This is a genomic window from Oceanibaculum nanhaiense (genome assembly GCF_002148795.1).
Classification (GTDB): domain Bacteria; phylum Pseudomonadota; class Alphaproteobacteria; order Oceanibaculales; family Oceanibaculaceae; genus Oceanibaculum; species Oceanibaculum nanhaiense.
On the sequence record NZ_MPOB01000001.1, the window covers coordinates 81,487 to 108,328 of the forward strand.

The 26,842-nt window shown below is 65.5% G+C and carries 24 protein-coding genes; 7 read left to right on the plus strand and 17 right to left on the minus strand.

The genetic code is table 11. The annotated features are described in order from the left end of the window. Positions 1-17: 17 nt before the first annotated feature. The 6 genes from BKM74_RS00365 to BKM74_RS00390 all read right to left on the minus strand — a co-directional run bounded on the left by BKM74_RS00365 (position 18) and on the right by BKM74_RS00390 (position 8,149). Positions 18-2,891 carry a 2-oxoglutarate dehydrogenase E1 component gene (locus BKM74_RS00365; RefSeq protein WP_086463721.1) on the minus strand — a complete coding sequence of 958 codons (2,874 nt, stop codon included), beginning with the start codon at positions 2,889-2,891 and terminating at the stop codon, positions 18-20. Positions 2,892-2,942: 51 nt separating this feature from the next. After that, positions 2,943-3,818 carry a succinate--CoA ligase subunit alpha gene (gene sucD / locus BKM74_RS00370; RefSeq protein ID WP_086463722.1) on the minus strand — a complete coding sequence of 292 codons (876 nt, stop codon included), beginning with the start codon at positions 3,816-3,818 and terminating at the stop codon, positions 2,943-2,945. Beyond that, entirely contained in the window at positions 3,818-5,014 is a 1,197-nt protein-coding gene (gene sucC, locus BKM74_RS00375) for an ADP-forming succinate--CoA ligase subunit beta (protein ID WP_086463723.1), read from the minus strand. Before sucC ends, sucD begins: the two co-directional genes overlap by 1 nt. Positions 5,015-5,163: 149 nt before the next feature. Next, positions 5,164-6,126, minus strand: coding sequence for a malate dehydrogenase (mdh, locus tag BKM74_RS00380; RefSeq protein ID WP_086463724.1), 963 nt, complete (start codon positions 6,124-6,126; stop codon positions 5,164-5,166). A gap of 226 nt (positions 6,127-6,352) precedes the next feature. Further along, positions 6,353-7,528, minus strand: coding sequence for a cell division protein ZapE (gene zapE / locus BKM74_RS00385; protein ID WP_086463725.1), 1,176 nt, complete (start codon positions 7,526-7,528; stop codon positions 6,353-6,355). Positions 7,529-7,606: 78 nt separating this feature from the next. Further along, on the minus strand, positions 7,607-8,149 hold the full coding sequence (locus BKM74_RS00390; RefSeq protein ID WP_245825681.1) for an SH3 domain-containing protein: 543 nt from the start codon (positions 8,147-8,149) through the stop codon (positions 7,607-7,609). Between the two features lie 181 nt (positions 8,150-8,330). On the opposite strand from BKM74_RS00390, the gene BKM74_RS00395 reads away from it, so the two are divergent. Both BKM74_RS00395 and BKM74_RS00400 read left to right on the plus strand, forming a co-directional pair. After that, a complete protein-coding gene (locus BKM74_RS00395) occupies positions 8,331-9,323 on the plus strand; it encodes a 2-hydroxyacid dehydrogenase (protein WP_086463726.1) in 993 nt (330 codons plus the stop codon). Between the two features lie 99 nt (positions 9,324-9,422). Further along, complete coding sequence (locus tag BKM74_RS00400) at positions 9,423-10,352, plus strand: DMT family transporter (RefSeq protein WP_086463727.1); 930 nt, start codon at positions 9,423-9,425, stop codon at positions 10,350-10,352. Positions 10,353-10,356: 4 nt separating this feature from the next. Here BKM74_RS00400 and BKM74_RS00405 read toward each other — a convergent pair whose 3' ends face one another. From BKM74_RS00405 to fabA, 4 genes are read right to left on the minus strand one after another with little or no spacing between them, the layout of a single operon-like run. Beyond that, positions 10,357-11,145 carry a HesA/MoeB/ThiF family protein gene (locus tag BKM74_RS00405; RefSeq protein WP_086463728.1) on the minus strand — a complete coding sequence of 263 codons (789 nt, stop codon included), beginning with the start codon at positions 11,143-11,145 and terminating at the stop codon, positions 10,357-10,359. 40 nt (positions 11,146-11,185) lie between these two features. After that, positions 11,186-12,049 carry an enoyl-ACP reductase FabI gene (locus tag BKM74_RS00410; protein WP_407668600.1) on the minus strand — a complete coding sequence of 288 codons (864 nt, stop codon included), beginning with the start codon at positions 12,047-12,049 and terminating at the stop codon, positions 11,186-11,188. A 5-nt stretch (positions 12,050-12,054) separates the two neighbouring features. After that, entirely contained in the window at positions 12,055-13,269 is a 1,215-nt protein-coding gene (gene fabB / locus BKM74_RS00415; protein WP_086463729.1) for a beta-ketoacyl-ACP synthase I, read from the minus strand. Positions 13,270-13,271: 2 nt separating this feature from the next. Beyond that, positions 13,272-13,826 (minus strand): bifunctional 3-hydroxydecanoyl-ACP dehydratase/trans-2-decenoyl-ACP isomerase, encoded by a 555-nt coding sequence (gene fabA / locus BKM74_RS00420; RefSeq protein ID WP_086463730.1) that lies wholly within the window; start codon positions 13,824-13,826, stop codon positions 13,272-13,274. Between the two features lie 310 nt (positions 13,827-14,136). Between fabA and irrA the strand changes: the two genes are divergently transcribed. The 5 genes from irrA to cysK all read left to right on the plus strand — a co-directional run bounded on the left by irrA (position 14,137) and on the right by cysK (position 18,474). Beyond that, positions 14,137-14,568, plus strand: a complete 432-nt coding sequence (gene irrA, locus BKM74_RS00425) for an iron response transcriptional regulator IrrA (protein WP_086463731.1) — start codon at positions 14,137-14,139, stop codon at positions 14,566-14,568. Positions 14,569-14,842: 274 nt separating this feature from the next. Then, positions 14,843-15,265, plus strand: a complete 423-nt coding sequence (locus BKM74_RS00430; protein WP_086463732.1) for a rubrerythrin family protein — start codon at positions 14,843-14,845, stop codon at positions 15,263-15,265. Positions 15,266-15,396: 131 nt separating this feature from the next. Beyond that, the gene (locus tag BKM74_RS00435; RefSeq protein WP_086463733.1) at positions 15,397-16,737 is read left to right on the plus strand and encodes a heterodisulfide reductase-related iron-sulfur binding cluster; all 1,341 of its coding nucleotides are present in this window, start codon (positions 15,397-15,399) and stop codon (positions 16,735-16,737) included. A gap of 30 nt (positions 16,738-16,767) precedes the next feature. Then, entirely contained in the window at positions 16,768-17,364 is a 597-nt protein-coding gene (locus tag BKM74_RS00440; RefSeq protein WP_086463734.1) for a DUF3501 family protein, read from the plus strand. Between the two features lie 150 nt (positions 17,365-17,514). Further along, positions 17,515-18,474, plus strand: coding sequence for a cysteine synthase A (gene cysK, locus BKM74_RS00445; RefSeq protein ID WP_086463735.1), 960 nt, complete (start codon positions 17,515-17,517; stop codon positions 18,472-18,474). Here cysK and ugpQ read toward each other — a convergent pair. From ugpQ to BKM74_RS00480, 7 genes are all read right to left on the minus strand, one after another. Continuing rightward, positions 18,471-19,193: a glycerophosphodiester phosphodiesterase gene (gene ugpQ, locus BKM74_RS00450; protein WP_176342325.1), complete on the minus strand. Its 723-nt coding sequence runs from the start codon at positions 19,191-19,193 to the stop codon at positions 18,471-18,473. The genes cysK and ugpQ overlap by 4 nt on opposite strands. 75 nt (positions 19,194-19,268) lie before the next feature. Further along, positions 19,269-21,401: a polyribonucleotide nucleotidyltransferase gene (gene pnp, locus BKM74_RS00455; RefSeq protein WP_086463737.1), complete on the minus strand. Its 2,133-nt coding sequence runs from the start codon at positions 21,399-21,401 to the stop codon at positions 19,269-19,271. 319 nt (positions 21,402-21,720) lie between these two features. Beyond that, positions 21,721-21,990 (minus strand): 30S ribosomal protein S15, encoded by a 270-nt coding sequence (gene rpsO / locus BKM74_RS00460; protein ID WP_086463738.1) that lies wholly within the window; start codon positions 21,988-21,990, stop codon positions 21,721-21,723. Between the two features lie 16 nt (positions 21,991-22,006). Beyond that, positions 22,007-22,933, minus strand: a complete 927-nt coding sequence (truB, locus tag BKM74_RS00465; RefSeq protein ID WP_086463739.1) for a tRNA pseudouridine(55) synthase TruB — start codon at positions 22,931-22,933, stop codon at positions 22,007-22,009. Beyond that, entirely contained in the window at positions 22,923-23,417 is a 495-nt protein-coding gene (gene rbfA, locus BKM74_RS00470) for a 30S ribosome-binding factor RbfA (protein WP_086463740.1), read from the minus strand. Before rbfA ends, truB begins: the two co-directional genes overlap by 11 nt. Before the next feature lie 48 nt (positions 23,418-23,465). Beyond that, positions 23,466-26,135 carry a translation initiation factor IF-2 gene (infB, locus tag BKM74_RS00475; RefSeq protein ID WP_086463741.1) on the minus strand — a complete coding sequence of 890 codons (2,670 nt, stop codon included), beginning with the start codon at positions 26,133-26,135 and terminating at the stop codon, positions 23,466-23,468. Continuing rightward, positions 26,132-26,830 (minus strand): RNA-binding protein, encoded by a 699-nt coding sequence (locus BKM74_RS00480; protein WP_086463742.1) that lies wholly within the window; start codon positions 26,828-26,830, stop codon positions 26,132-26,134. The genes infB and BKM74_RS00480 overlap by 4 nt, the downstream gene beginning before the upstream one ends. Positions 26,831-26,842 lie beyond the last annotated feature (12 nt).

The following is a 26,842-nucleotide window of genomic DNA, read 5'->3' on the forward strand; positions in this document are numbered from 1 at the left end:
ATCTTAAATTCCGGCGGTCAGATCTTGCCCGACAGGGCCTCATCGACCAGCTTCGCCTGTTCCAGATTGTGCCGCTTCAGCAGGCCGGTCGCCGTCGCCGCCGCCGCCGGGCGGCCGACATAGACCGGACGCTTCTGCTTGGCGCCTACCTCCGTCAGCACCGCCTCGATCCGGCGATCGACAAAGGTCCAGGAGCCCATATTCTCCGGCTCTTCCTGGCACCAGACCACCTCGGCCTTCGGGAAGCGCTTCAGCTCATCCGCCAGCGCCTTGTGCGGGAACGGGTAGAGCTGCTCCAGACGCAGGAAGAACACATCCTTGATGCCGCGCTTCGCGCGCTCCTCATACAGGTCGTAATAGACCTTGCCGGAGCACAGCACGACGCGCTTCACATCCTTGTCGTCGCACAGGACCTCGTTGTCGTAGAGCACCCGGTGGAAGGTCGTGCCCTCGGCCATGTCGGCCAGGGTGGAGACCGCCAGCTTGTGCCGCAGCAGCGATTTCGGCGTCATGATGACCAGCGGCTTGCGGAACTTGCGGTGCAGCTGGCGGCGCAGGACGTGGAAGTAGTTCGCCGGGGTGGTGACGTTCACCACCTGCATGTTGTCTTCCGCGCATTGCTGGAGATAACGCTCCAGCCGGGCCGAGGAATGTTCCGGCCCCTGGCCTTCATAGCCGTGCGGCAGCAGCATCACCAGGCCTGACATGCGCAGCCACTTGTTCTCGCCGGAGCTGATGAACTGGTCGATCACGACCTGGGCGCCGTTGGTGAAATCGCCGAACTGCGCCTCCCACAGCACCAGGGCGCGCGGTTCCGACAGGGTGTAGCCATATTCGAAGCCCAGCACCGACATCTCGGCCAGCGGGCTGTCGATCACCTCGAACTGCGCCTGGTTCTCCGACAAATTGGCGAGCGGGACATAGCGCTCCTCCGTGGTCTGGTCGATGACCACGGCATGGCGGTGCGAGAAGGTGCCGCGGCCACTGTCCTGGCCGGACAGCCGCACCGGATAGCCCTCGGTCAGCAGCGTGCCGAAAGCCAGCGCCTCGCCGGTCGCCCAGTCGAGATTCTCGCCCGCTTCCAGGCGCTTCTTGCGATCCTCCAGCTGGCGCACCAGCTTGCGGTTCACATCCAGCCCCTCGGGCATCTCGCACAGTTTCAGGCCGATCTCGCGCAGCTTTTCCAGCGGCACCGAGGTCTCGCCGCGGCGGTCGTCGCCCGACGCGGTTTCCATGCCGCTCCAGGCCCCTTCCAGCCAATCGGCCTTGTTCGGCTTGTAGCTGTTGCCTGCCTGGAACTCCTCCTCCAGATAGGCCATGAAATCCTTCTCGACCTGGTCGGCTTCGTCCTGCGTCAGCAGCTTCTCCTCGACCAGGCGCTGGGCGTAGAGCTTGCGCACCGAGGGATGCTGGCCGATGGCCTGGTACATCAGCGGCTGGGTGTAGGCCGGCTCGTCGCCTTCATTATGGCCGAAGCGGCGATAGCAGAAGATGTCGATAACCACATCGACGCCGAATTCCTGACGGTATTCGGTGGCAACGCGGGCGACATGGACGACCGCTTCCGGATCGTCGCCATTCACATGGAAGATCGGCGCCTCGACCATCTTCGCCACGTCACTCGGATAGGGCGAGGAACGCGAATAGGCCGGGCTGGTGGTGAAGCCGATCTGGTTGTTGATGATGAGGTGAATGGTGCCGCCGGTGCGGTAGCCCTTCAGCTCCGACATGCCGAAACATTCGGCGACGATGCCCTGGCCGGCGAAGGCGGCATCGCCATGAATCAGCAGGCCCAGCACCTTGCGGCGCTCGGTGTCCTTCAGCTGGGTCTGCTTGGCGCGGACCTTGCCCAGCACCACCGCATCGACGACTTCCAGATGCGACGGGTTGGCGGTCAGCGACAGATGCACGTTCTTGCCGTCGAACTCGCGGTCGGTGGAGGTGCCGAGATGGTACTTCACGTCGCCGGAGCCCTGTACGTCCGACGGGTTCGCCGGATTGCCCTGGAATTCCGAGAACACGGCGCGGAACGGCTTGCCCATGAAATTGGTCAGCACGTTCAGCCGGCCGCGATGGGCCATGCCGATGACGATCTCCTGCACGCCGAGCTGGCCGCCGCGCTTCACGATCTGCTCCAGCGCCGGGATCGCCGCCTCGCCGCCATCCAGGCCGAAGCGCTTGGTGCCGGTATATTTCACATGCAGGAAGCGCTCGAAGGATTCGGCTGCCGTGAGCCGCTCCAGGATCGCCTTCTTGCCGTTCTCGGTGAAATCGGTCTGGTTGCGGATGCCCTCGATACGCTCCTGCAGCCAGGACTTCCGCGCCGGGTCGGAGATATGGGTGTATTCGACGCCGATATTGCCGCAATAGGTGTCGCGCAGGATCGACATGATCTCGCGCAGCGTGGCCTTTTCGCGGCCCAGCACATTGGCCAGGAAGATCGGCCGGTCCATGTCGGCCTCGCCGAAGCCGAAATGCGCCGGATCGAGCTCCGGATGCGGGAAGCGCGTGCCGGCAAGGCCCAGCGGGTCGAGGTTGGAGACCAGATGGCCGCGCGCCCGGTAGGCGCGGATGATCATCAGCGCGCGCACCGAATCGAGCGCGGCGGCTTTCACCTCCGCCTCGGACAGGCCGGCGGCGGCCCCCGCCTTGGCCCCGCCCTTGGCCGGCTTCGCCGCCTCGGGGTCGGGCACGCCGATGATACGGGTACGGTCCTTCGACCAGCTCGGCTGTTCGACCGCGACCCCATTGGTCTCAGTCAGCTCTCCGAACACGGCCTGCCAGCTGGCATCGACCGACCCGGGATTGTCCAGGTATCGGGCGTACAGCTCGGCGATGAACGGCGCATTGGCGCCGGAGAAAACGGAATCGATATCGATGCTACTTGCCATGGCGCCTTGTGGCGCGGCGCGTCCGCCGCGCTCCCTTGTCAATTGACGACGCTAGCCCTTCATCAGGGACAGCATGCTGCTGCCGAGACTGGCCGGGGAATCCGCGACGGTGATGCCGGCCGAACGCATGGCCTCCATCTTGTCCCCGGCGCCGCCCTTGCCGCCGGCGATGATCGCGCCGGCATGCCCCATACGCCGGCCCGGCGGGGCCGTAACGCCGGCGATGAAGCCGACGACCGGCTTCTTCACCTTGCTTCGGATCAGGAATTCGGCTGCCTCTTCCTCGGCGGAGCCGCCGATTTCGCCAATCATGATGATTCCCTGGGTATCCGGATCGCCCAGGAACATGTCGAGGCAGTCGATGAAGTTGGTGCCGTTGACCGGGTCACCGCCAATGCCGATGCAGGTGGACTGGCCGAGGCCGGCCGCCGTGGTCTGCGCGACGGCCTCATAGGTCAGCGTGCCGGAGCGGCTGACGATGCCGATCTTGCCCGGACGGTGGATGTGGCCCGGCATGATGCCGATCTTGCACTGGTCCGGGGTGATGACGCCGGGACAGTTCGGCCCGACCAGCCGGCTGCTGGAGCCCGCGAGCGCGCGCTTCACCGCGACCATGTCGATCACCGGGATACCCTCGGTGATGCACACGATCAGGCTCAGCTCGGCATCGATGGCTTCTAGGATCGCGTCCGCCGCGAAGGGCGGCGGCACGTAGATCACCGAAGCATCCGCGCCGGTTCGCTCGACCGCGTCGGCGACCGTGTCGAACACCGGCAGGTCGAGATGGGTGGAGCCGCCCTTACCGGGCGTCACGCCGCCGACCATCTTGGTGCCGTAGGCAATCGCCTGTTCGGAATGGAAGGTGCCCTGCGCGCCGGTAAAGCCCTGGCAGATGACCTTGGTGTTGCGATCGACCAGAACAGCCATTACTGGGCCTCCTTCACGGCCTTGACGACCTTTTCGGCCGCATCGGCCAGATTATCGGCGGAAATGATCGGCAGCCCGGATTCGGACAGGATCTTCTTGCCGAGTTCGACATTGGTACCTTCCAGCCGAACCACCAGGGGAACGTGCAGGCTGACCTCGCGGGCCGCCGCCACCACGCCTTCCGCGATCACGTCGCAGCGCATGATGCCGCCGAAGATGTTCACCAGGATGCCTTCGACATTCGGGTCGGACAGAATGATCTTGAAGGCGGTGGTCACGCGCTCCTTGGTGGCGCCGCCGCCGACATCGAGGAAGTTGGCCGGCTCGCCGCCATAGAGCTTGATGATGTCCATGGTCGCCATGGCGAGGCCGGCGCCGTTCACCATGCAGCCGATATTGCCGTCGAGCTTCACATAGTTGAGGCCGTGCTTGGCGGCCTCAAGCTCCATCGGGTTCTCTTCTTCCTCGTCGCGCAGCTCCTCGATGTCCGGATGACGGAACAGCGCGTTGTCGTCGAAATTCACCTTGGCATCGAGCGCGATGATCTGCCCCTCGCCGGTGACGACCAGCGGGTTGATCTCGACAATGGAGCAATCCAGCTCGGTGAAGGCCTTGTACATGGCCAGCATGAACTTCACCGCCGCATTCACCTGCTTGCCCTCGAGGCCGAGGCCGAAGGCGATCTGGCGGGCGTGGAAGGCCTGCATGCCGGTGGTCGGGTCGATGGCGACCTTCAGGATCTTCTCCGGATGCTCGGCCGCCACTTCCTCGATCTCCATGCCGCCCTCGGTGGAGGCCATCACGGTGATCCGGCTGGTGGCGCGGTCGATCAGCATGCCGAGATACAGCTCGCGCTTGATGTCGCAGCCTTCCTCGATATAGACCCGCGTCACTTCCTTGCCGGCCGGGCCGGTCTGCTTGGTGACCAGCACCTTGCCGATCATCGCCTGGGCATTGGCCTGGACATCCTCGACCGACTTCACGACGCGTACGCCGCCCTTGCCGTCGGGATCGTCCTTGAAGCGCCCGGCGCCGCGGCCGCCCGCATGGATCTGCGACTTCACGACATAGACGGGGCCGCCAAGACCCTTGGCCACCTCGACCGCCTGCTGGGCGGTATAGGCAACGCCGCCCCTGGGCACGGCGACGCCGTACTTCGCCATGAGCTGCTTGGCCTGGTATTCGTGGATATTCATGCGGTCAGCCTTCCCGGCAATTGCATCGATGTGGGGAGAAGCGGATGCGCCATCAACCGGCGGCTGAACGCAGGCCCCACTCCTGCGCCTCTCCGCCGGCCCTTTGGTACTCTAACACCCAATGGCCGGGGTTCAACCGGCCCTCGGGCTCAGGACGCCGAAGCGTCCACGTTCTTCACGACATCGACCAGCGCCTTCACCGCGCCGACCGAATGGTCGAACATCTTCTGCTCGTCGGCATTCAGCTCGATCTCGACGATGCGCTCCACGCCCTTGGCGCCGATCACCACCGGCACGCCGACATAGAGCCCGTCGAGGCCGTAGGCGCCCTTCACATAGGCGGCGCAGGGCAGCACGCGCTTCTTGTCCTTCAGGTAGCTGTCGGCCATCTGGATCGCCGAGGAGGCCGGCGCATAGAAGGCGGAGCCGGTCTTCAGCAGCCCGACGATCTCGGCGCCACCATCGCGGGTGCGCTGGACGATCTGGTCGATCTTCTCCTGCGTGGACCAGCCCATCTTGATCAGGTCCGGCACCGGGATGCCGGCAACGGCGGAGTAGCGCACCAGCGGCACCATGGTGTCGCCATGGCCGCCCAGCACGAAGGCGTTCACATCCTCGACCGAGACCTTGAACTCCTCGGCCAGGAAATAGCGGAAGCGCGCCGAATCCAGCACGCCGGCCATGCCGACGACCTTCTCGTAGGGCAGGCCGCAGGCCTCGCGCAGCACGCCGACCATGACGTCCAGCGGGTTGGTGATGCAGATCACGAAAGCGTCGGGGCAGTTGTTCTTGATGCCCTCGCCGACCGAGCGCATGACCTTGGTGTTGATGCCGACCAGATCGTCGCGGCTCATGCCCGGCTTGCGCGCCACGCCGGCGGTGACGATCACCACATCGGCGCCCTTCAGCGCGCTGTAGTCGTTGGCGCCGGTGACGGCGGCGTCGAAACCCTCGACCGGGGAGGCCTGTGCGATGTCCAGCGCCTTGCCCTGGGGCAGGCCCTCGGCGATGTCGAACAGGACGATGTCGCCCAGCTCCTTCAGCCCCGCCAGGAGGGCAAGGGTGCCGCCGATATTGCCGGCGCCGACGAGTGCGATCTTGTTCCGTGCCATGAATCCGCTCCGCTTGCGATGGTAAGGGCCGTCTATTGAAAAATCCTTACGGCCTGCGCCGCTTCAGAGCCCATTACCGGCTGCCCGGTGGCCGGCCGCACAGGGCCGGTCATCGCGCGTGCCGCCTTGGCCTGCCGCGCCGCGAAAAAGTGTCGGGTTACTAGCGCGATTCGCCCGAGGGGGCAAGGGAAAGCGGTCGCTGAAACAATCCCTTCTCCAGAATCGCTCATTGCGCCGCCGCCAGTGTCTGCGGGTCCGCCGCATCCGCCGTCCGGCCCTGATGCGGTGCGGCGATGTAATCGGCCGACTGCATTTCCATCAGCCGGCTGACCGTGCGCTGGAACTCGAAGGCGCCTTCCCCCTCCTGATACAGCGTCTCCGGCGCCGATTCGGCGGAGCAGACCAGGTTCGCCTTGCGCTCATACAGCGCATCGACGAGATGGATGAAGCGCCGCGCCTCGTTGCGGTTCTCCTTGCCGAGGCGGGGTATGCCCTCGACGATGATTGTGTGAAAACGGTCGGCGATGGCGAGATAGTCGGAAGCCCCCAGCGCCGTGCGGCACAGGTCGCCGAAGGAAAACCAGGCCACACCGCGCGCCGCCTTCGGCACCGGGACGGTACGGCCCAGCACGCTCACACGGTCCGGCTCCCCCGGCTCGCCATCGGTCAGCTCGCGGAAGATATTCTCCAGCGCCGCCGCCGCCTTCTCGTCCAGCGGCGTGTGATAGACCGGCATGCCCTTCAGCCGGTCCAGCCGGTAGTCGGTGCCGCCGCTGACCGACAGCACGTCCAGCTTCTGCTTCACCAGCTCGATGAAGGGCAGGAAGCGCTCGCGCTGCAGCCCGCCCTTATAGAGATCGTCCGGCGCCTTGTTGGAGGTCGCGACCACGACGACGCCGAGATCGAACAGCGCCTCGAACAGCCGGCCCAGGATCATCGCATCGGCGATGTCGTTCACATCGAACTCGTCGAAGCACAGCAGCCAGGCGTCGGCGGCGATCTCCTTCGCGGTCGGCGGGATCGGGTCGCCGCCCTCCTGCTTCGCGCGCTGGCGCAGCCGGTGCAGGCGGCCATGCACCTCGGCCATGAATTCGTGAAAATGCACCCGGCGCTTCTTCTCGACCGGCGCACCGGCGAAGAACAGATCCATCACCATGGATTTGCCGCGCCCGACCGGGCCGTAGAAATAGATGCCCTGCGGCGGCGGATCGACATCCTTGTGCCGGCGCCCGAAGCCGAAACGCGCGAACCAGCCCTCCTCGCCGCCGCCGTTCGGGCGGTGGTTCTTCAAGGCATTGTGCAGGCTCTGCAGCTTTTCGATCGCCAGCTCCTGATGCTGGTCAGGCTGGAGAGCGCCATCGGCCTTCTGCTGCCGGTAGAGATGAAGCGGTCCGTCGGACATGCCGTGCTATGTGGTTCGCGATGATCGGTCCGCCAAGAATTAACGGACGAGGGTTAACAAAGGAAGAACAAGACCGGCCTAGCGCATCCATTCGTCGGGATAGACGCCCCAGACCTCGATCGGCTGTACCCAGCCGGTGAGGCCCGCCGCCTTCACCCGGCACCAGGCCGGGCGGCATTCCTGCAGCTCGCCGATCACGCCGGGCTCCGCCTTCGCCACCAGCGGCGCGCTCTCGCGCGGCTCGCGGCGCAAACTGGCCAGCGGCGCGGTGAAGACGATGGTGCGCTTGCCCGACAGAAGGCTCTGATGCACCCAGCCCTCGGTGCCCTCGGCATCGCGGATGCGCCGCCAGGTGTCGAACTCGGCGACGATCTCCACCGGCATGTCCTTGCGCAGGAACACCCAGTCGATGGGGTAGCGCACGCCGGGGCCGGTGCGGATGTTCACCTCGCCGGAGCGCAGCGAGACGAAGCGCGGAATCGGCAGGCCGGACGGCGCCGGGCTCTGCTGTGCCATGGCCAGCGCGGGCAGCAACGCCGCCAGCAGCGCCACCGGCAACAGCAGCACCAGACAGAACAGGACAGGGCGGAAAAAGCGTCGGGGAAATATGGCTGATGTCATCGATTCGGCAATGGATGCGTATTGGAAAGCTGGACCCTAGCAGACAGCGTATTATAACGGTGCAGCTTTCGCCCGGTAGAGGTCAAGCAGGCGGGATGCGCGCCCGCGCCGCATCATGCTAGGGTCTGTCGCAAGGGCAAGACCCAAGAGGAAGGCCCAAGAGGAAGGCAGGGACGGGACAATGCCGAACAGCGCCAAGAAACCGACCATCGTGGTCACCCGCAAGCTGCCGGACGCGGTCGAGACCCGCATGATGGAGCTGTTCGACGCACGCCTCAACCTGGACGACCGGCCGCTGACCCCGGCGGAGCTGATCGAGGCGGTGAAGGTGGCCGATGTGCTGGTGCCGACCGTCACCGACCGGGTGGACGCTCGCATTCTGGCGCAGGCCGGCCCGCAGCTGCGGCTCATCGCCTCCTTCGGCACCGGCGTCGATCACATCGACCTGGCGACCGCGCGGCAGAAGGGCATCACCGTCACCAACACGCCAGGCGTGCTGACCGAGGACACCGCCGACATGACCATGGCGCTGGTCCTCGCCGTCTCGCGCCGGCTGATCGAGGGCGAGCGGCTGGTACGCTCCGGCACCTGGGAGGGCTGGGGGCCGACGCTGATGCTGGGCCATCGCATCGGCGGCAAGCGCCTGGGCATCATCGGCATGGGGCGGATCGGCCAGGCGGTGGCGAAGCGCGCCCGCGGCTTTGGCCTGTCGATCCACTACCACAACCGGCGGCGCGTGCATCCCGACATCGAAGCCGAGCTGGAGGCGACCTACTGGGAGAGCCTGGACCAGATGCTGGCCCGCATGGATGTGATCTCGATCAACTGCCCGCACACGCCGGCGACCTATCATCTGCTGTCGGCGCGCCGGCTGAAGCTGCTGCGCCCGACCAGCTTCGTGGTGAACACCTCGCGCGGCGAGGTGATCGACGAGAATGCGCTGGCCCGCGCGCTGGCGGGCCGCGAGATCGCCGGTGCCGGCCTCGATGTGTTCGAGCACGAGCCGGCGATCAACCCGAAGCTGCTGGAACTCGACAATGTGGTGCTGATGCCGCACATGGGCTCGGCCACCATCGAAGGCCGCATCGATATGGGCGAGAAGGTCATCATCAACATCAAGACCTTCATCGACGGCCACACCCCGCCCGACCGCGTGCTGGAACAGATGTTCTAGACCTCCCCACCGCCCCTTTCCGCGCAAGAAGCGGGTGGCGGAAGCCCCTGCCATCCCGTTCAGTGCCTCCTCCGGCAACGACCAAGGAACAACACCGCGATGCGCGCGACCGTGCCTGCCCCGCTGATGGGGCCAACGGAATGGCTGCTGCTGATTATCCTGTCGATGCTGTGGGGCGGGTCCTTCCTGTTCGCCAAGATTGCCGTCACCCATGTGCCGCCGCTGGTGGTGGTCTGGCTGCGCGTCAGCATCGCCGCCGCCATCCTGCTGGCACTGCTGCCGGCCTTCGGCGTGAAGCTGCCGCGCGACGGGCGGTTCTGGCGCGATGTCGCGGTCATGGGCGTACTGAACAATGTCCTCCCCTTCACGCTGATCTTCTGGGGCCAGCAGGAGATCGGCGCCAGCCTGGCCGGCATCCTGAACGCGACGACGCCGTTCTTTACCGTGCTGCTGGCGCATTTGCTGACGCGGGACGAGCGCATCACCGGGGCGAAGCTGGCCGGACTGGTGATCGGCATCGCCGGGGTGGCCGCGATGATCGGGCCGGACGCGCTCAACGGATTGGCAGGAATGGGGCTGGCTGCCGCGCTGGCCCAGCTCGCCATGCTGGGGGCCGCCTTCTCCTATGGCTGCGCCAACATCTTCGGCCGGCGCTTCCGCGACCGCCCGCCGATGGCACTGGCCGCCGGGCAGCTGTCGATGTCGGCGCTGATCGTCACCCCCGTCATTCTGGCGACGCAGGCGCCCTGGACGCTGCCCGTGCCGCCGCCGGAGGCCATCGCCGCCATTGCCGCACTGGCGGTGGCGAGCACCGCGCTGGCCTATGTGATTTTCTTCCGCATCCTGGGCAAGGCGGGGGCGACCAACATGGCGCTGGTCACCTTTCTGGTGCCGGCCAGCGCCATCCTGCTCGGTGTGCTGATACTGGGGGAAAGCCTGGCGCCGCGCCATCTTCTGGGGTTGCTCGCCATCGCCTGCGGGCTGGCCGCCATCGATGGGCGGGCGTTGCGCTGGATCGGCCTGCGCTAGAGCCTCAGGCGACCTGCCGGATCTCGGTGATGCTGGGTGCTGTACCGCAGAGTGGGCAGTCCGGGTCCTTGGCGATCTTCACCGTCTGGAACCGGCTGGACAGCGCGTCGTAGAGCATCAGCCGGCCGGCAAGACTGTCGCCGAGGCCCAGGATTTCCTTCAGGATTTCGGTGGCCTGCAGCGTGCCGATGACGCCGGCGACGGCCCCCAGTATGCCGGCCTGGGAACAGCGCGGGATCAGGTCGGCCGGCGGCTTCTCCGGGAACAGGCAGCGATAGCAGGGATTGCCCGGCTGATGCGCCTTGAACACGGAAATCTGCCCCTCGAAGCGCAGCAGCGCCCCGGAGACCAGAATCTTGCCGGCGAAATAACAGGCATCGTTCAGCAGATAGCGGCAGTCGAAATTATCCGACCCGTCAGCGACGATGTCGTAGCCGGCCACCAGGGCGGCGACATTGTCTTGCGTCAGCTTCTCGCGATGGGCGATGATCTTGATACCGGGATTCAGCGCCGCCACCGTATCGATGGCGCTGTCCACCTTCAGCCGGCCGAGATCGGCGGTGCCGTGGATGATCTGGCGCTGCAGGTTGGACAGCTCGACCTCGTCGTAATCGACGATGCCCAGCGTGCCGACACCGGCGGCGGCCAGATACATCAGCAGCGGCGCGCCAAGGCCGCCAGCCCCGACCACCAGCACGCGGGCGCCCAGCAGCTTCTCCTGCCCCTCTTCCCCGACCTCGTCGAGGATGAGATGGCGGGCATAGCGATGGAATTGCTCGTCGTTCAGTTCCATGGGCCACTCCCGGGAAACGGGACCGTTACGCCTCGCCCCGTTACGCTTCTTCCGGCGCCGGCTCGCGGCCGGGCTGCGGCATCGCCGTCGTATTGAAGCCGGAATCCACATACAGCACTTCGCCGGTGACGCCGGTCGACAGGTCGCTCAGCAGATAGAGGCCGGCCCCGCCGATCTCGTCCAGCGTCACGTTGCGGCGCAGCGGCGAATGGGTCTGGGTGAAGCGATAGACATAGCGCGCATCGCTGATCGCCGACCCTGCCAGCGTGCGCATCGGCCCGGCGGAGATCGCGTTCACGCGGATGTTCCGGTCGCCCAGATCGACGGCGAGGTAGCGAACGCTCGCCTCCAGCGCCGCCTTGGCCACGCCCATGACATTGTAGTTCGGCGTCACCCGCTCCGCCCCCAGATAGGACAGCGTCACCAGGCTGCCGCCCTCGGTCATCATCGGCGCGGCGCGCTTGGCGATGTTGGTGAAGGAGAAGCAGGAGATATCCAGCGTGCGCCGGAAATTATCCCGCGTGGTGTCGAGATAGCGGCCCTTCAGCTCCGTCTTGTCGGAATAGGCGATGGCATGAACCACGAAATCCAGCCGGTCCCAGCGCTTCGACAGCCCTTCGAAAGCGGAATCGATGCTTGCCTCCGATCCCACATCGCAGGACAGGGTGATATCGGAGCCGACGGATTCCGCCAGCGGCCCGACGCGCCGGGCGAAGGAATCGCCCTGATAGGTGAAGGCCAGCTCCGCGCCGTGCGCGGCCAGCGCCCTGGCGATGCCCCAGGCGATGGAATGGTCGTTGGCCACGCCCATGATCAGGCCGCGCTTGCCCGCCATCAATGGCCGTGCGGCACCCTCAATCTCAGGCGCCGCGGTTTCCACCGCCGGTTTGTCGATGCTTGCCATGTATATCAGCCGTTAAAGCGCCGGAGGGCCAGGACGGCATTGGTGCCGCCAAAGCCGAAACTGTTGGAAAGGGCGAGGTCGATCTGCTTGTCCATCACCGACCGGGCGATAGGCAGGTCGGCGAACGCCTCATCGATGGTCTCGATGTTGGCGGAAGCGGCGATGAAGCCGTCGCGCATCATCAGCAGCGTATAGATCGCCTCATGCACGCCGGCCGCGCCCAGAGAATGGCCGGTCAGCGATTTGGTCGAGGCGATGACCGGCAGAGCCTCGCCGAACACCTGGCGCAGCGCATCGGTTTCGCGCTGGTCGCCCACCGGCGTGGCGGTGCCATGGGTGTTCACATAGTCAACCTTGCCCTCGACGCCATGCAGCGCCATCTGCATGCAGCGCACCGCGCCCTCGCCCGACGGCTGCACCATGTCGTAGCCATCGGAGGTGGCGCCATAGCCGACCACCTCGGCATAGATTTTCGCGCCGCGCGCCTTTGCGTGCTCCAGCTCTTCCAGCACCAGCACACCGCCGCCACCGGAAATCACGAAGCCGTCGCGCCCGGCATCATAGGGCCTGGAAGCCTTTTCCGGCGTGTCGTTGTACTTGGAGGACATCGCGCCCATCGCGTCGAACAGCACCGACATGGTCCAGTGCAGTTCCTCGCCGCCGCCGGCAAAGACGACATCCTGCTTGCCGAGCTGGATCAGCTCCGCCGCGTTGCCGATGCAATGCGCCGAGGTCGAGCAGGCGGAACTGATCGAATAGTTCACGCCCTTGATCTGGTAGAAGGTCGAGAGGCAGGCGGAGTTGGTGCTCGACATGCAGCGCGGCACCTGGTAGGGGCCGACCCGCTTCGGCCCCTTCTCGCGCGCCGTGTCGAAGGCCAGCATCATGTTGCTGGTGGATGGCCCGCCCGACCCCATGATGAGGCCGGTGCGCGGGTTGACCACGTCCTTCTCCTCCAGGCCGGAATCGGCGATGGCCTGCTCCATGGCGAGGTAATTGTAGGCAGCCCCCGGCCCCATGAAGCGCAACAGCTTACGGTCGATCGCCTCTTCAAGGTCGATCTTCAGGGAGCCGTGCACCTGGCAGCGGAACCCCATTTCCTTGTAGTCATCGGCGGGGGTGATCCCCGATTTTCCAGCGCGCAGTGCGCTAGAGACCTCGTCGGCACTGTTGCCGATGGAGGAGATGACGCCAAGTCCGGTAACGACGACACGACGCATGATCAGCTCCCGGCCGCCGTAGCGGCTTCTGGGGTCGTTTCTGAAGCCGATTCAGGCTGGAACAGCCCGACGCGGATATCCTTCGCCTCATAGATGGTCTCGCCGTCGCAGATCACGCGGCCATCGGCGATGCCCAGCACCAGCTTGCGGCGGATGACCCGCTTGATATCCAGCGCATAGACCACCTTCTTCGCGGTCGGCAGCACCTGGCCCATGAACTTCACCTCGCCCACGGCCAGCGCCCGGCCGGCGCCTGGCGAGCCGCCCCAGCCCAGGAAGAACCCCAGCAGCTGCCACAGCGCATCCATGCCGAGACAGCCCGGCATCACCGGATCATTCTCGAAATGGCATTTGAAGAACCAGAGGTCCGGGTTGATCTCGAATTCCGCGGTGACCACGCCCTTGCCGTGCGCGCCGCCTTCCTCGCTGATTTCCGTGATACGGTCGAACATCAGCATGGGCGGCAGCGGCAGCTTGGCGTTACCGGGTCCGAACAGATCGCCGTGCGCGCAGGCCAGCAGATCCTGATAATCGTATGATTTCTTACGGTCGGCCATGTTGGCTAAGGCTTCTTTCCTGTTTGCTTGCGGCCAAATCTGGCAAGTCACGCCGAAACGCACCCGCCAGCCCTCCATGGCCAGCAACTCTAGCCGAACAGCGCGTTCCAACGAAACCACAAATGGCAGGCCCGGCGGCGCGGCGCAACCCCCGACCCGTCTCCAGGCCCGCCTCCAGGTCCGCCTCCAGGCCATCCATCGTCTCCTGTGAGGCAACGCCTTGCGCACCGGCATGGACTTTTTTTAGAACGACTATATATAAACGGATTGGATTTTCCCCAGGCACTGCGCGGCAGGCAGGCAGACGAACATGGACAGACCCCGCACCCACACCCACAACATCGAGCGGCTGAAGGCCGCCGGGCTGCGCCCGACCCGGCAGCGCCTGGCGCTCGCCCAGCTGCTATTCGCCAATGGCGACCGCCATGTAACGGCCGAGCAGCTGCATGGCGAAGCGCTGGAGGCGAAAGTGCCGGTATCGCTGGCCACGGTCTATAACACGCTGCACCAGTTCTCCGAATCGGGGCTGTTGCGGGAAGTCGTGGTGGAGGCCAGTCGGTCCTATTTCGACACCAATACCGGCACGCATCATCATTTCTTCGCCGCCGACAGCGGCACCCTGATGGATATCCCGGCCGGCGAGATCACGCTGGGCGACCTGCCGCTGCCGCCCGAGGGCACCCGGATCGACAGTGTGGAAGTGATCATCCGCGTCCGCCGCGCGCCGCAGACGGCCGGCTGAACGGGCCTGCGGCCGCTTTATCCAATGCCGCCGCAGCCTATTGCGGGCGGCCATTGTGAGAATGAGTTTCATTCAAAATATATAAATGTAACAAGCAGTTAAATTTGGCTTTGGAACGATTCAAATTTATTGACTCCACCCGCCCTTCGCTCCATATCCAGTCTCGTTAATGTGATCGACAGCCCGGCGCCGACTCCCAGCCATCGATCCGCAATCGGACATCACGGCATCGGCTCCGGCTTCATACATGCGAGAGCAGGAAGAGGAGAGAATCATGTCGAATCTGAAGGGTTCCAAGACCTTCAATAATCTGAAGGAAGCCTTCGCCGGCGAGAGCCAGGCGAACCGCCGCTACCTCTATTTCGCCCAGAAGGCCGACGTCGAGGGCTACAATGACGTGGCCGCCGTGTTCCGCTCCACCGCCGAGGGTGAGACCGGCCATGCGCACGGCCATCTGGAATTCATGGAGAGCGTTGGCGACCCGGCCACCGGCGAGCCGATCGGCGCCACCGACCTGAATCTGAAGGCCGCGATCGCCGGCGAGACGCACGAGTACACCGACATGTACCCGGGCATGGCGCGCACCGCCCGCGAGGAAGGCTTCGACGAGATCGCCGACTGGTTCGAGACCCTGGCGAAGGCCGAGAAGAGCCACGCCGGCCGCTTCCAGAAGGCCCTCGACAGCCTGAACAGCTAAGCTGTCCGGATAAGGCTCCCCGCTGGCGGACCAGCGGGGAGCCTTGCCGTTCCCTGAATTATTTCTTTCAAGGCATTCCTTTAATCATTGCCGCGCCGGAACGATCCAGGCGCGCCAAGGGGAGAAGCAGTATGAAGGAAGGCAGTCTCGAGGCGCCGACCCGCCACCCGCTGGCCTGGACCGACCCGGATTTCTATGACGAGGCGAAGCTCGACGAGGAGCTGCGCCGGGTTTTCGACATCTGCCATGGCTGCCGCCGCTGCTTCAATCTGTGCGACAGCTTCCCCCGTCTGTTCGACCTGATCGACGAATCCGAATCGGGTGAGCTGGATTCCGTCAGCTCGGCGGATTTCAAGCCGGTCGTGGATGCCTGCACGCTGTGCGACATGTGCTTCCTGACCAAATGTCCCTATGTGCCGCCGCACGAATTCAACCTGGATTTCCCGCATCTGATGCTGCGCTACCGCGCCATCGAGCGGAAGAAGCAGGGCACCCCCTTCGTGATGAAGCAGGTCACGGAGACCGACCGCAACGGCAAGCTGGCCGCCCCTGTCGCCGGCATCGCCAACTGGGCGACCGACACCAAGAACGGCCTGACCCGCGGCGTCATGCAGAGCGTCGCCGGCATCGACAAGCGCGCCGACCTGCCGAAATTCCATGCCAAGACCTTCACCCGCGCCGCCAAGAGCGACGTGCCGGAAGTGAACAAGGCCGCCCCGGCCTATGGCCGCAAGGCGGCGCTCTATGCCACCTGCTTCGTGAACTACAACAACCCGGATACCGGCATGGCGGCGCGGCGCGTGCTGGCGAAGAACGGCGTCGAGACCGAGGTGGTCTATCCCTCCTGCTGCGGCATGCCGCAGCTGGAACAGGGCGATATCGAATCGGTGGCGAAGAAGGCGCGCAGCGTCGCCCAGGAGATGAAGCCCTGGATCGACAAGGGCTATGACATCGTGGCACTGACGCCGTCCTGCGCGCTGATGCTGAAATTCGAATGGCCGCTGATCCTGCCGGACGACGAGGATGTGAAGCGGCTGTCGGCGGCGACGAAGGATATCAGCGAGTACGTCGTCGATATCGCCAAGAAGGAAGGACTGGCCGAGGGCATCCAGGCGCTGGATGGCGGTGTCACCGTACACATCGCCTGCCATGCACGGGCCCAGAATATCGGCCAGAAGGCGGCCGAGATGCTGCGCCTGATCCCCGACACCAAGGTCTCGGTGATCGAGCGCTGCTCCGGCCACGGCGGCTCCTGGGGCATCTTCAAGGAGAATTACGACATCGCCCTGAAGGTCGGTAAGCCGGTCTCGCGCCAGGCGCTGAAGGAGGCCAACAAATACGTCGTCTCCGAATGCCCGCTGGCCGGCATGCACATCCTGCAGGGCATGGAGGAGATCGAGAAGGGCGCCGACGCCATTCCCAGCCAGTCCGAACATCCCATCGAACTGGTCGCCAAGGCCTACGGGCTCTGAGCGGCCGCTGACACAGGAGACGGAGGTTCCATGATGCCCGCCGCAGCCAAGCAGATCACGCACGCGGATATCCTGCCGCTGCCCGACTATGTGAAGGTGCGCAAGGAACGCCGCAGCGCCGTCGTGGCGCTGAAGAAGAACCGGCGCCTGCCGGTCGGCCCGCACGCCACCTTCTATTTCGAGAATTTCGACACGATGCTGAGCCAGATCCAGGAGATGCTCTACATCGAGAAGGGCGGCGACGAGCAGCTCGAGGATGAGTTGAGCGCCTACAACCCGCTGATCCCGCAGGGCAGGGAACTGGTCGCCACCGTCATGTTCGAGATCGATGACGAGGTGCGCCGCCGCCGTGTGCTGTCCACCCTGGGCGGCATCGAGCACCAAATGTTCATCAAGATCGGCAGCGAGACCGTGAAGGGCGTGGCCGAGGACGATCTCGACCGCACCACGGCGGACGGCAAGGCCTCTTCCGTGCAGTTCGTGCATTTCCCCTTCACCGAGGCGCAGATCGCGGCCTTCCGCAAGCCGGGCGCCGAGGTGGTGCTGGGCTTCAGCCACGAGAACTATCCGCATATGACGGTGATGCCCGATGCCGTGCGCGAGGCGCTGGCCAAGGATTTCGACTGAGCCGTCACCGCTTCGGTATCGGTAGTTTCAGCAACCCCCGCGCCCCTCAAGGCTGCGGGGGTTTCTGTTTCCCCTTGCCAACACGCCTCTGTCTGCTCAAATACGCTACAAGTTCGTATTTTTTATAATTACACAAACTTGGAGTGTGTTATGTCCGGACAGCAGGCCCATTTCCGTGGCAAGATTTATGACAGCATCCTGGACACCATCGGCGCCACGCCGCTGGTGCGGGTGAGCCGGCTGGCCGCCGCGCATGACGTGCGGGCCGAAATCCTCGGCAAGCTGGAATTCTTCAACCCGCTGGCCTCGGTGAAGGACCGTATCGGCTTCGCCATGATCGAGGCGGCCGAGAAGGCGGGCTCCCTGAAGCCCGGCTCCATCATCGTCGAGCCAACCTCCGGCAATACCGGCATCGCGCTGGCCTTCGTGGCCGCCGCCAAGGGCTACCGGCTGATCCTGACCATGCCGGAGAGCATGTCGGTCGAGCGCCGCAAGATGCTGAAACTGCTGGGCACGGAGCTGGAGCTGACGCCTGCCGACAAGGGCATGAAGGGTGCCATCGCCCGCGCCGAGGAGCTGGTCGCCAGCACGCCCGGCGCGTTCATGCCGCAACAGTTCAAGAACGCCGCCAACCCGGCGATCCATCGCGCCACCACGGCGGAGGAGATCTGGGCCGATACCGCCGGCACGGCGGATGCTCTCATCAGCGGTGTGGGCACCGGCGGCACGCTGACCGGCGTGTCGGAGGTGCTGAAGCAGCGCAAGCCCGGCTTCCTGACAATCGCGGTGGAGCCGGAGGACAGCCCGGTGCTGTCCGGCGGCCAGCCCGGGCCGCACAAGATTCAGGGTATCGGCGCCGGCTTCGTGCCCGACATCCTGAATGCCGGCCTGATCGACGAGGTCGTGCGTATCGGCAACGAGACGGCGATGAAGACGGCGCGCGAGGCGGCGCGGCTGGAGGGTCTGCCGGTCGGCATTTCCTCAGGGGCCGCGCTGGCGGCGGCGATCGAGGTCGGCAAGCGGCCGGAGATGGCGGGCAAGCGCATCGTCGTCATCATCCCGTCCTTCGCCGAGCGCTACCTCTCGACGGCGCTGTTCGACGGGCTCTAAAGCGCGAGCAGTCGGTCGGGGCAGTCCGTCACCAGAATGTCCATGCCGTCCGCCAGCAGGCGGGCGGCGTCGGCCGGCTCGTTCACCGTATAGGCCAGCGCCTTCATGCCGGCGGCGTGGACGGCATCGATCCGCTGCTTCGTGTAGCGGCGGAAATTGCCATTCACGCTGACCGCCTGCAGGCGTTGCGCCGTCTCCAGCCAGCCTTCGGCGAAATCGTCGGTGAGATAGCCGCGCGGCAGGTCCGGCGCCTGCTCCAGCGCCACCTCCAGCGCCGCCAGCTTGAAGCTGGAGAACTGGAACGGGAAGCTGCCCTTCCAGTGATCGCGCACCACCTTGACCGTAGCGGCGGCGGTCTCGCGCTCGCGGCCCGGGCAGGGTTTGATCTCGACATTCACGCCCATGCCCAGCTCGGCGATCAACGCCAGCGCCTCGGCCAGGGTCGGGATGCGCTCGCCCTTGAAGGACGGGCCGAACCAGCCGCCGGCGTCCAACGCGCGCAGCGCCGCGAAATCCTGGACCGCCACCAGCCCCTTGCCGTCGCTGGTGCGGCCCAGCTCATTGTCGTGATGGCAGATGACGATGCCGTCCGCGCTCAGCTTGGCGTCCAGCTCCACCATTTGCGCACCAGCCTCGGCCGCCTTGCGGAAACCGGCCAGCGTGTTCTCCGGCGCCAGCGCAGCCGCGCCGCGATGGCCGACGATCTTCGGGAAGTCCATGTCTCGATAGCTCCACATACGAAAAGGGCGGCACCCGAAAGTGCCGCCCTGATCCGTTTAAGACAAGCGCCGGTTTTACTCGGCCGCGTCGTCCTTGGCCGACAGATCCTCGCCGGTCTCCTGGTCGATCTTCTTCATCGACAGCTTGACCTTGCCGCGATCGTCGAAGCCCAGCACCTTCACCTTCACCGTGGCGCCGACATCGACCACGTCGGTCACCTTGCCGACCCGGCCTTCGGCCAGCTCGGAGATGTGGACGAGACCGTCCTTCGGGCCCAGGAAGTTCACGAAGGCACCGAAATCCATGACCTTCACGACCTTGCCGGTGTAGATCACGCCGACTTCCGGCTCCGCCACGATCTCGCGGATCCAGTTGATCGCCTGCGCGCTCGATTCGTCGCTGACCGCGGCAACCTTCACCACACCATCATCGTCGATGTCGATCTTGGCCCCGGTGACCTCGCAGATCTCGCGGATGATCTTGCCGCCCGGGCCGATGATGTCGCGGATCTTGTCCTTCGGGATGCTGATCGTGGTGATGCGCGGCGCATTCTCGGACACGCCTTCACGGGCGCCGGTCAGGGCCTTGGCCATCTCACCCAGAATGTGCATCCGGCCACCCTTCGCCTGATCCAGGGCGATCTTCATGATCTCCTTGGTGATCGAGGTGATCTTGATGTCCATCTGCAGCGAGGTGACGCCCTGGTCGGTGCCGGCCACCTTGAAGTCCATGTCCCCCAGGTGATCTTCATCGCCCAGGATGTCGGACAGCACGGCGAAGCGGTCGCCTTCCTTGATCAGGCCCATGGCGATACCCGCCACCGGGCGCTTCAGCGGCACACCCGCATCCATCATCGACAGCGAGCTGCCGCACACCGTCGCCATCGAGGAGGAACCGTTGGATTCCGTGATCTCCGAGACGATGCGGATGGTGTAGGGGAAATCTTCCTTGGCCGGCAGCAGCGGCCGGATGGCACGCCAGGCCAGCTTGCCATGGCCGATCTCACGACGGCCCGGCGAGCCCATGCGGCCAGCTTCACCGACCGAATAGGGCGGGAAGTTATAATGCAGCATGAAATTCTCGCGGCGTTCGCCTTCCAGCGCGTCGATGATCTGCTCATCCTGGCCGGTACCCAGCGTGGTCACGACGATCGCCTGGGTTTCGCCACGGGTGAACAGCGCCGACCCGTGGGTGCGCGGCAGGATGCCCACTTCCGACAGGATCGGACGGACCGTCTTGGTGTCGCGGCCGTCGATGCGCAGGCCGGTATCCAGGATGGCGCCACGGACGACGTCGGCCTCCATCTCCTTGAACACGGCGCCGAACTTGTCGAGCGGCAGGCCTTCCTCGCCTTCCAGCGCGGCCTTGACCTCCTGCTTCACCGCGCCGACCTTGGCGTAGCGCTCGGCCTTCTGGGTCTCCTTGTAGGCCTCGACCAGCTTGGCCCGGCCCAGCTTGGCGACGCGCGCCTGCAGCTTGTCCAGCCCCTCGGCCGGCGGGGTCAGATCCCACGGCTCCTTGGCGGCCTGCTCGGCGAGGTCGATGATCGCATCGATCACCGCCTGCATGGCGTCATGGCCGAAGCTGACGGCGCCCAGCATGATTTCCTCGGACAACTCGTGGGCTTCCGATTCGACCATCAGCACGCCTTCCTGCGTACCGGCGAGCACCAGGTCCAGCTGGGAGGAGGAAACCTCATCCTGCAGCGGGTTCAGGATGTATTCGCCATCCTTGTAGCCAACGCGCGCCGCACCGATCGGGCCCATAAAGGGCATGCCGGAGAGGGTCAGCGCCGCGGAAGCACCGATCATCGCGATGACATCGGGGTCATTCTCGAGATCGTGGCTGAGGACGGTACAGACGACCTGCGTCTCGTTGCGGTAGGAGGGGTGAAACAGCGGGCGGATCGGACGGTCGATCAGGCGGGAGGTCAGAACCTCCTTCTCCGTCGGCCGGCCCTCGCGCTTGAAGAAGCCGCCGGGAATCTTGCCCGCGGCGAAAGTCTTCTCCTGATAATTCACGGTGAGCGGGAAGAAGTCCTGCCCTTCCTTCGGCGCCTTGGCGCCGACGGCGGTGCACAGCACCGTTGTCTCGCCATAGGTGGCCATCACGGCGCCATGCGCCTGACGCGCGATCTTGCCGGTTTCCAGGGTCAGCGTGCGCCCACCCCAGTCGATCTCTTTACGGTAAACGGTAAACATACGGATATATCCTCGTCGTGCGGAACCCGCGCGTCCGGTCAGAAGAGCTCATGATCTATGGGAGGCGGTGGGGCCGGCTCGTCCTCGCCGACCCTTGTCGGCGGCGATGCCCAGCTTATCGACGACCCATATGGTCGGGTTCCAATTTCTGCTTTTCTCTTCTTTGCGCGCCCGTTCTATGTCACGGAACGCACGCAAGGTCAATCGAAAGCAAAGCGGGCTTGGCGCCCCAGTTTACGCAGGGGAAACCCCGGCGGAGAGCGGCACCAACGAAAAACGCCGCCGGTTTCCCGGCGGCGTTCCCGTAAATCCGAAGATTTTGCGATCAGCGGCGCAGGCCGAGACGGCCGATCAGGCCCTCGTAGCGCGACTGGCTCTTCTTCTTCAGATAGTCCAGCAGCCCACGGCGCTGGCCAACCAGAACCAGCAACCCGCGGCGCGAGTGATGGTCCTTCTTATGGGTATTCAGATGGTCGGTGAGGTTGCGGATGCGCTCGCTCATGATCGCGATCTGCACTTCCGGCGAACCGGTATCGCCCTCGCCCTGGGCGTATTCCTTGATGACTTCAAGCTTGCGCTCGGCCGTAATCGACATCGTCATTCCTCCAATATCAGAGGTTGAAAACGCGCACCGGGTGAAGCCTGCCCTCGGCGAACCTGGCCAGCGCCACCGGCCTTCCCTCGGCCATGGCGCAGACGATGTCCACCTTGTCCAGATCGCCAAGCCTGCCGATATCAGCCGCCCGGAACATGGGAATGGGCTGACCCGACCGCAACTGGCTTGCTTCACTGCCGTTCAGGGCCAGGGCCGGGATGTCGTCCAGCGCGGTCTCGATCGGCAACAGGTGCGATTGAAGGCCGGGACCTTGCGCGGATTCCTCCAGCAAATCAAGCGAAATCGCGTGCTCCAGGGTGAAGGGTCCGCTGCGGGTCCGGCGCAGGGAAGTGACATGCCCGACCGTGCCAAGCACCAGCGCCAGATCGCGGGCGAGGCTGCGCACATAGGTCCCCTTGCCGCACTCCACCTCGAATTCCGCATGATCGGCATCGACGATGCGCAGGAGGTCGAGCCGGGTCAGCGTCACGATGCGGGATTTCATTTCGATGGGCACATTGGCGCGGGCCAGATCATAGGCGCGTTCGCCATCGATCTTGATCGCCGAATAGCGCGGCGGCACCTGTTCGATCTCGCCCAGGAAACCCGGCAGCGCCGCCAATATATCGGCCTCGGCGGGGCGCACATCGCTGGTATCGCTGACCTCGCCCTCGCGATCATCGGTGGTGCGCGCCTCACCCCAGCGCACGGTGAACCGATAGGCCTTGCGGCCATCCATGACAAAGGGAACGGTCTTGGTCGCCTCGCCCAGCGCGATCGGCAGCACGCCGGTCGCCAGCGGGTCGAGCGTGCCGGCATGGCCGGCCTTGGCGGCATCGAACAGGCGGCGGACGATGGAGACGGCACGGGTCGAATTCAGCCCTTCCGGCTTATCGAGCACGACCCAGCCATCGACCTTTTCACCGCGGCGCTTACGCGCCATCGTCCCCATCCTGGTCCCCGGCCCCGTCCTCGGCCCCGCCTTCATCCTCGTCGGCCCGGCGCTTGCGGCTCTCGAGATCGCGCCGCACATCCGGACGCAGCAGCACCGTGTCGATCCGCGCCGAGGATTCGAAGGCCGAATCATAGACGAAGCGGATCGCCGGCACATGGCGCAGCGTAATCTCGCGGGCGATCTGACCGCGCAGAAAGGCGGCCGACCGGTTCAGCGCGGCCAGCACCTCGGGCGCGTGCGGTGCATCACTGGTCAACTCGCCCAGCGGCATGACATAGGCCGTTGCATTGCGCAGATCCGGGCTGATACGCACCTCGGTCACCGTGACCGAGACGCCTTCCAGCGCCGGATCGCGCAGATGGCCGCGCAGGAGGATGCCGGAGAGGACATGGCGCAGCTCCTCACCAACGCGCAACTGGCGCTGGCTGGGACCGGCAACATTCCCGCCGCTATGAGGCTTTCGCTTCACCATGACGTTTTCGGACCGCGCAAGCGGAGCCGGCCACAAGGCCGGCCCGGCTTAAAGGGCGCGGGCCACCTCCTCAACCTCGAAACACTCGATGACGTCGCCAGCGCGGATGTCATCGTAGTTCTCGAACGCCATACCGCATTCATAGCCGTTATTGACCTCGCGGACCTCGTCCTTGAAGCGGCGCAGCGTCTTCAGCGTGCCCTCATGGACCACCACGTTGTCACGCAGCAGGCGAACCTTGGCGCCACGCTTCACCATGCCCTCGGTGACCATACAGCCAGCCACCTTGCCGACCTTGGTGATGTTGAAGACCTCGCGGATTTCGGCATTGCCGATATGGGTCTCGCGCACCACCGGAGAGAGCATGCCGGTCAGCAGCGCCTTCGCGTCATCCACCACATTGTAGATGATCGAATAATAGCGCATCTCCACACCGTCGCGGCGGGCCAGGTCACGGGCCTGCGGGTTGGCGCGGACGTTGAAGCCGATCATCAGCGCATTCGACGCCTTGGCCAGGGTCACGTCGCTTTCGTTGAAAGCGCCGACGCCGGCCTGCAGCACACGCACCGCGACCTCGTCATTTTCCAGCTTCTCCAGGCTGGCACGAATGGCTTCGGTCGAGCCCTGCACGTCGGACTTGATGATGACCGCAAGCTCTTTCTTCCCGCCTTCGGCCAGCTGGGTGAACATCTGTTCCAGCGTGCCGCGCCCGGAGGTGGCGGCATTCTGCTGGCGCAGCTTCGCCTGCCGGTATTCGGCGATGTCGCGGGCCTGATTCTCGTTATCGACGACGATGAATTCGTCGCCCGCCTGCGGCGTACCGTTGAGACCCAGCACCTCGACCGGCGCGGACGGGCCGGCCTGCTCGATCTGATTGCCCTTGTCGTCGAGCAGGGCGCGCACGCGGCCCCACTCGGCGCCGGCCACGAACACATCGCCGACCTTCAGCGTGCCGCGCTGGATCAGCACGGTCGCCACGGAACCGCGGCCGCGCTCCACCCGCGCTTCCACGATCGTGCCCTCGGCCTGACGGTCCGGATTGGACTTCAGGTCGAGAATTTCCGCCTGCAGGAGGATCGCCTCCTCCAGCTTGTCGAGATTGGTGCCTTCCTTGGCCGACACATTCACGCACAACACGTCGCCGCCCAGATCCTCGACCACCAGCTCGTGCTGCAGCAGTTCCTGATGGACGCGCTGCGGGTTGGCACCCGGCTTGTCCATCTTGTTCACCGCCACGATGATCGGCACCTTCGCCGCCTTGGCGTGGGTGATCGCCTCGACCGTCTGCGCCATGATGCCGTCATCGGCAGCGACGACCAGCACGACCAGATCGGTCACATTGGCGCCGCGCGCCCGCATCGCGGTGAAGGCCTCATGGCCCGGCGTATCGAGGAAGGTGATGCGCTGGCCCGAGGGCAGATTCACCTGGTAGGCGCCGATATGCTGGGTGATGCCGCCGGCCTCGCGGGCCGCCACATCGGTCTTGCGCAGCGCGTCGAGCAGCGAGGTCTTGCCGTGATCGACATGGCCCATGATGGTGACAACCGGCGCGCGCGACTGCGTCGCCTCCGGGGCGTCAGCCTCACGGCGGATGCTGAACTCGACGTCGGACTCGGCAACACGCCGCATATTATGGCCGAATTCGCTGACCACCAGCTCCGCCGTATCGGCGTCGATCGGCTGGTTGATCGTCGCCATGACGCCCATGCGCATCAGCGCCTTGATGACGTCCGTGCCACGCTCGGCCATACGGTTGGCGAGTTCCTGAACGGTGATGGTCTCGGGGATGACGACATCTCGCACGACCTTGTGACGCTCCTGGTTGGCGCCCATCTGGCGCTGCTTCTCGCGTTCGCGCTGACGCCGGACCGAGGCCAGCGAGCGCTGCCGCTCGCTGTCGTTCAGGGCATCGTTGATCGACAGCTTGCCGCTGCGGCGGCGCTGTTCGCCCCGGCGCGGCGCCGGCGCAGGACGGCGGACTTCCGGCTTGCCGGCGCCACCACCGGCGCGGCGGCGGCGGCCTTCTTCATCATCCTCGGCGGGCGCTGCCTCGACGATCTTCGCCGCGGCACGTGCACCGGCCCGTTCGGCCGTCCGGTCTTCTTCCGGCGCGGCGGGACGGGCGGCTTCCTCGGCTGCCTTGCGGGCATCCTCCTCGGCCTTGAGGCGTGCATCTTCGTCAGCGCGCTTCTTCGCCTCGGCCTCGGCGATCTGGCGCATCTCCTCCATCTCGGCCGTACGGCGGTCGACGATGACGGGTTCGGGCTCGACTTCCGGCTCGGGCTCGGCGGCAAGCGCCGCCTCCTCAAGCTCCGGCTCGGGCCGCTCGTCCTCGCTGCGCTTCGCACCGGCCAGCGCGCGGATACGGGCAGCGCGCTCCTTCTCGGTGAGCTGGCGCGGCGCGGCCGTGGCCGGCTTCGGCGCTGACGCCGGCGGCGCTTCGGGCGCGCTCGGCTCCGGCGCGGGCGCCGGGGCTTCCGCCGGGGCGGTGTCGAGCGTCGTCTCCTCGGCCTCGTCGGAACGGCCAATGGCGCGCTTGCGCTTCACCTCAACGGTGACCGTCTTGCTGCGGCCATGGGAGAAGCTCTGCCGGACCTGGCCCGCCTCGACGGTCTTGGTCAGCGACATGCGACCGCGGCCAGAGAGGCTCAGCACCTTCTTGCCTTCCTGATCGGTCTCCTTGCTCATATCCGTATCGGTCCGTTCTTTATCGCTCATGTTCCATTCCTGCCCACCGTTTTGGCCGTACCAGGGGCCGTCCCCATGGTCGTACCCGGCGAAGGCTTAGCCAGATCGAACCGCCGCAGCCCCACCAGCCGCGACGATTCTGTCAAAATACGCTCCGCAAGGCCGCCACGCGCGATGGCGATATGCACCGCCCGGTCGCGCCCGAAGACCTCACCCATTTCATCGACCCGCAGCACTTCCAACACAGGAAGCCCGCCAGCCAGGGCGCGCAGCTTGCCGCGCCCGTCTTCCGCCCCGTCCACAGCCGCCAGCAGCACGACAGCCGTGCCGTTCTGCAGCCAGCTGCGCACCTTTTCGTAGCCGGCGACCGCCTTGCCGGCACGGCGCGCCAGCCCGATCTGCCGGACAAGCCGCTGCGCCAGAAGCGCCTCCACACGATCGGTCAGACCGTCGGGGATGCGCACTGTCGCGCGGGCGGCCCGAGAGAACAACCCCTTCGCCGCCGCCCTGTCAAGCGCGGCCCTGTCGGCACTGACCCACAGGCCCCGGCCCGGCAGGCGCTCCTCAAGATCGGGCACCAGCATATTGTCGGGCCCGACAACGAAACGGATCAGCCGCTTCTTCGGCAGCACCTCGCCGGTGGCGATGCAGCGCCGGCTGGTCGCGCGGCGCTCGTCCCGTTCCGACTCGGCTCCGGACTCGACCTCTGATTCCGGGCCGGTCACGGCCTCCGGCTG

Bases quoted from the DNA above. Each gene is read 5' to 3' on its own strand.
- BKM74_RS00390 (WP_245825681.1), bottom strand. From the start codon at position 8,149: ATGACATCAGCCATATTTCCCCGACGCTTTTTCCGCCCTGTCCTGTTC.
- rpsO (WP_086463738.1), bottom strand. From the start codon at position 21,990: ATGTCGATTACGGCCGAGCGCAAGCTTGAAGTCATCAAGGAATACGCC.
- BKM74_RS00440 (WP_086463734.1), top strand. From the start codon at position 16,768: ATGATGCCCGCCGCAGCCAAGCAGATCACGCACGCGGATATCCTGCCG.
- mdh (WP_086463724.1), bottom strand. From the start codon at position 6,126: ATGGCACGGAACAAGATCGCACTCGTCGGCGCCGGCAATATCGGCGGC.
- rbfA (WP_086463740.1), bottom strand. From the start codon at position 23,417: ATGGTGAAGCGAAAGCCTCATAGCGGCGGGAATGTTGCCGGTCCCAGC.
- fabB (WP_086463729.1), bottom strand. From the start codon at position 13,269: ATGCGTCGTGTCGTCGTTACCGGACTTGGCGTCATCTCCTCCATCGGC.
- BKM74_RS00430 (WP_086463732.1), top strand. From the start codon at position 14,843: ATGTCGAATCTGAAGGGTTCCAAGACCTTCAATAATCTGAAGGAAGCC.
- BKM74_RS00365 (WP_086463721.1), bottom strand. From the start codon at position 2,891: ATGGCAAGTAGCATCGATATCGATTCCGTTTTCTCCGGCGCCAATGCG.
- infB (WP_086463741.1), bottom strand. From the start codon at position 26,135: ATGAGCGATAAAGAACGGACCGATACGGATATGAGCAAGGAGACCGAT.
- truB (WP_086463739.1), bottom strand. From the start codon at position 22,933: ATGGCGCGTAAGCGCCGCGGTGAAAAGGTCGATGGCTGGGTCGTGCTC.
- BKM74_RS00400 (WP_086463727.1), top strand. From the start codon at position 9,423: ATGCGCGCGACCGTGCCTGCCCCGCTGATGGGGCCAACGGAATGGCTG.
- zapE (WP_086463725.1), bottom strand. From the start codon at position 7,528: ATGTCCGACGGACCGCTTCATCTCTACCGGCAGCAGAAGGCCGATGGC.
- ugpQ (WP_176342325.1), bottom strand. From the start codon at position 19,193: ATGGACTTCCCGAAGATCGTCGGCCATCGCGGCGCGGCTGCGCTGGCG.
- irrA (WP_086463731.1), top strand. From the start codon at position 14,137: ATGGACAGACCCCGCACCCACACCCACAACATCGAGCGGCTGAAGGCC.
- sucC (WP_086463723.1), bottom strand. From the start codon at position 5,014: ATGAATATCCACGAATACCAGGCCAAGCAGCTCATGGCGAAGTACGGC.
- BKM74_RS00405 (WP_086463728.1), bottom strand. From the start codon at position 11,145: ATGGAACTGAACGACGAGCAATTCCATCGCTATGCCCGCCATCTCATC.
- BKM74_RS00435 (WP_086463733.1), top strand. From the start codon at position 15,397: ATGAAGGAAGGCAGTCTCGAGGCGCCGACCCGCCACCCGCTGGCCTGG.
- cysK (WP_086463735.1), top strand. From the start codon at position 17,515: ATGTCCGGACAGCAGGCCCATTTCCGTGGCAAGATTTATGACAGCATC.
- BKM74_RS00395 (WP_086463726.1), top strand. From the start codon at position 8,331: ATGCCGAACAGCGCCAAGAAACCGACCATCGTGGTCACCCGCAAGCTG.
- BKM74_RS00410 (WP_407668600.1), bottom strand. From the start codon at position 12,049: ATGGCAAGCATCGACAAACCGGCGGTGGAAACCGCGGCGCCTGAGATT.
- sucD (WP_086463722.1), bottom strand. From the start codon at position 3,818: ATGGCTGTTCTGGTCGATCGCAACACCAAGGTCATCTGCCAGGGCTTT.
- fabA (WP_086463730.1), bottom strand. From the start codon at position 13,826: ATGGCCGACCGTAAGAAATCATACGATTATCAGGATCTGCTGGCCTGC.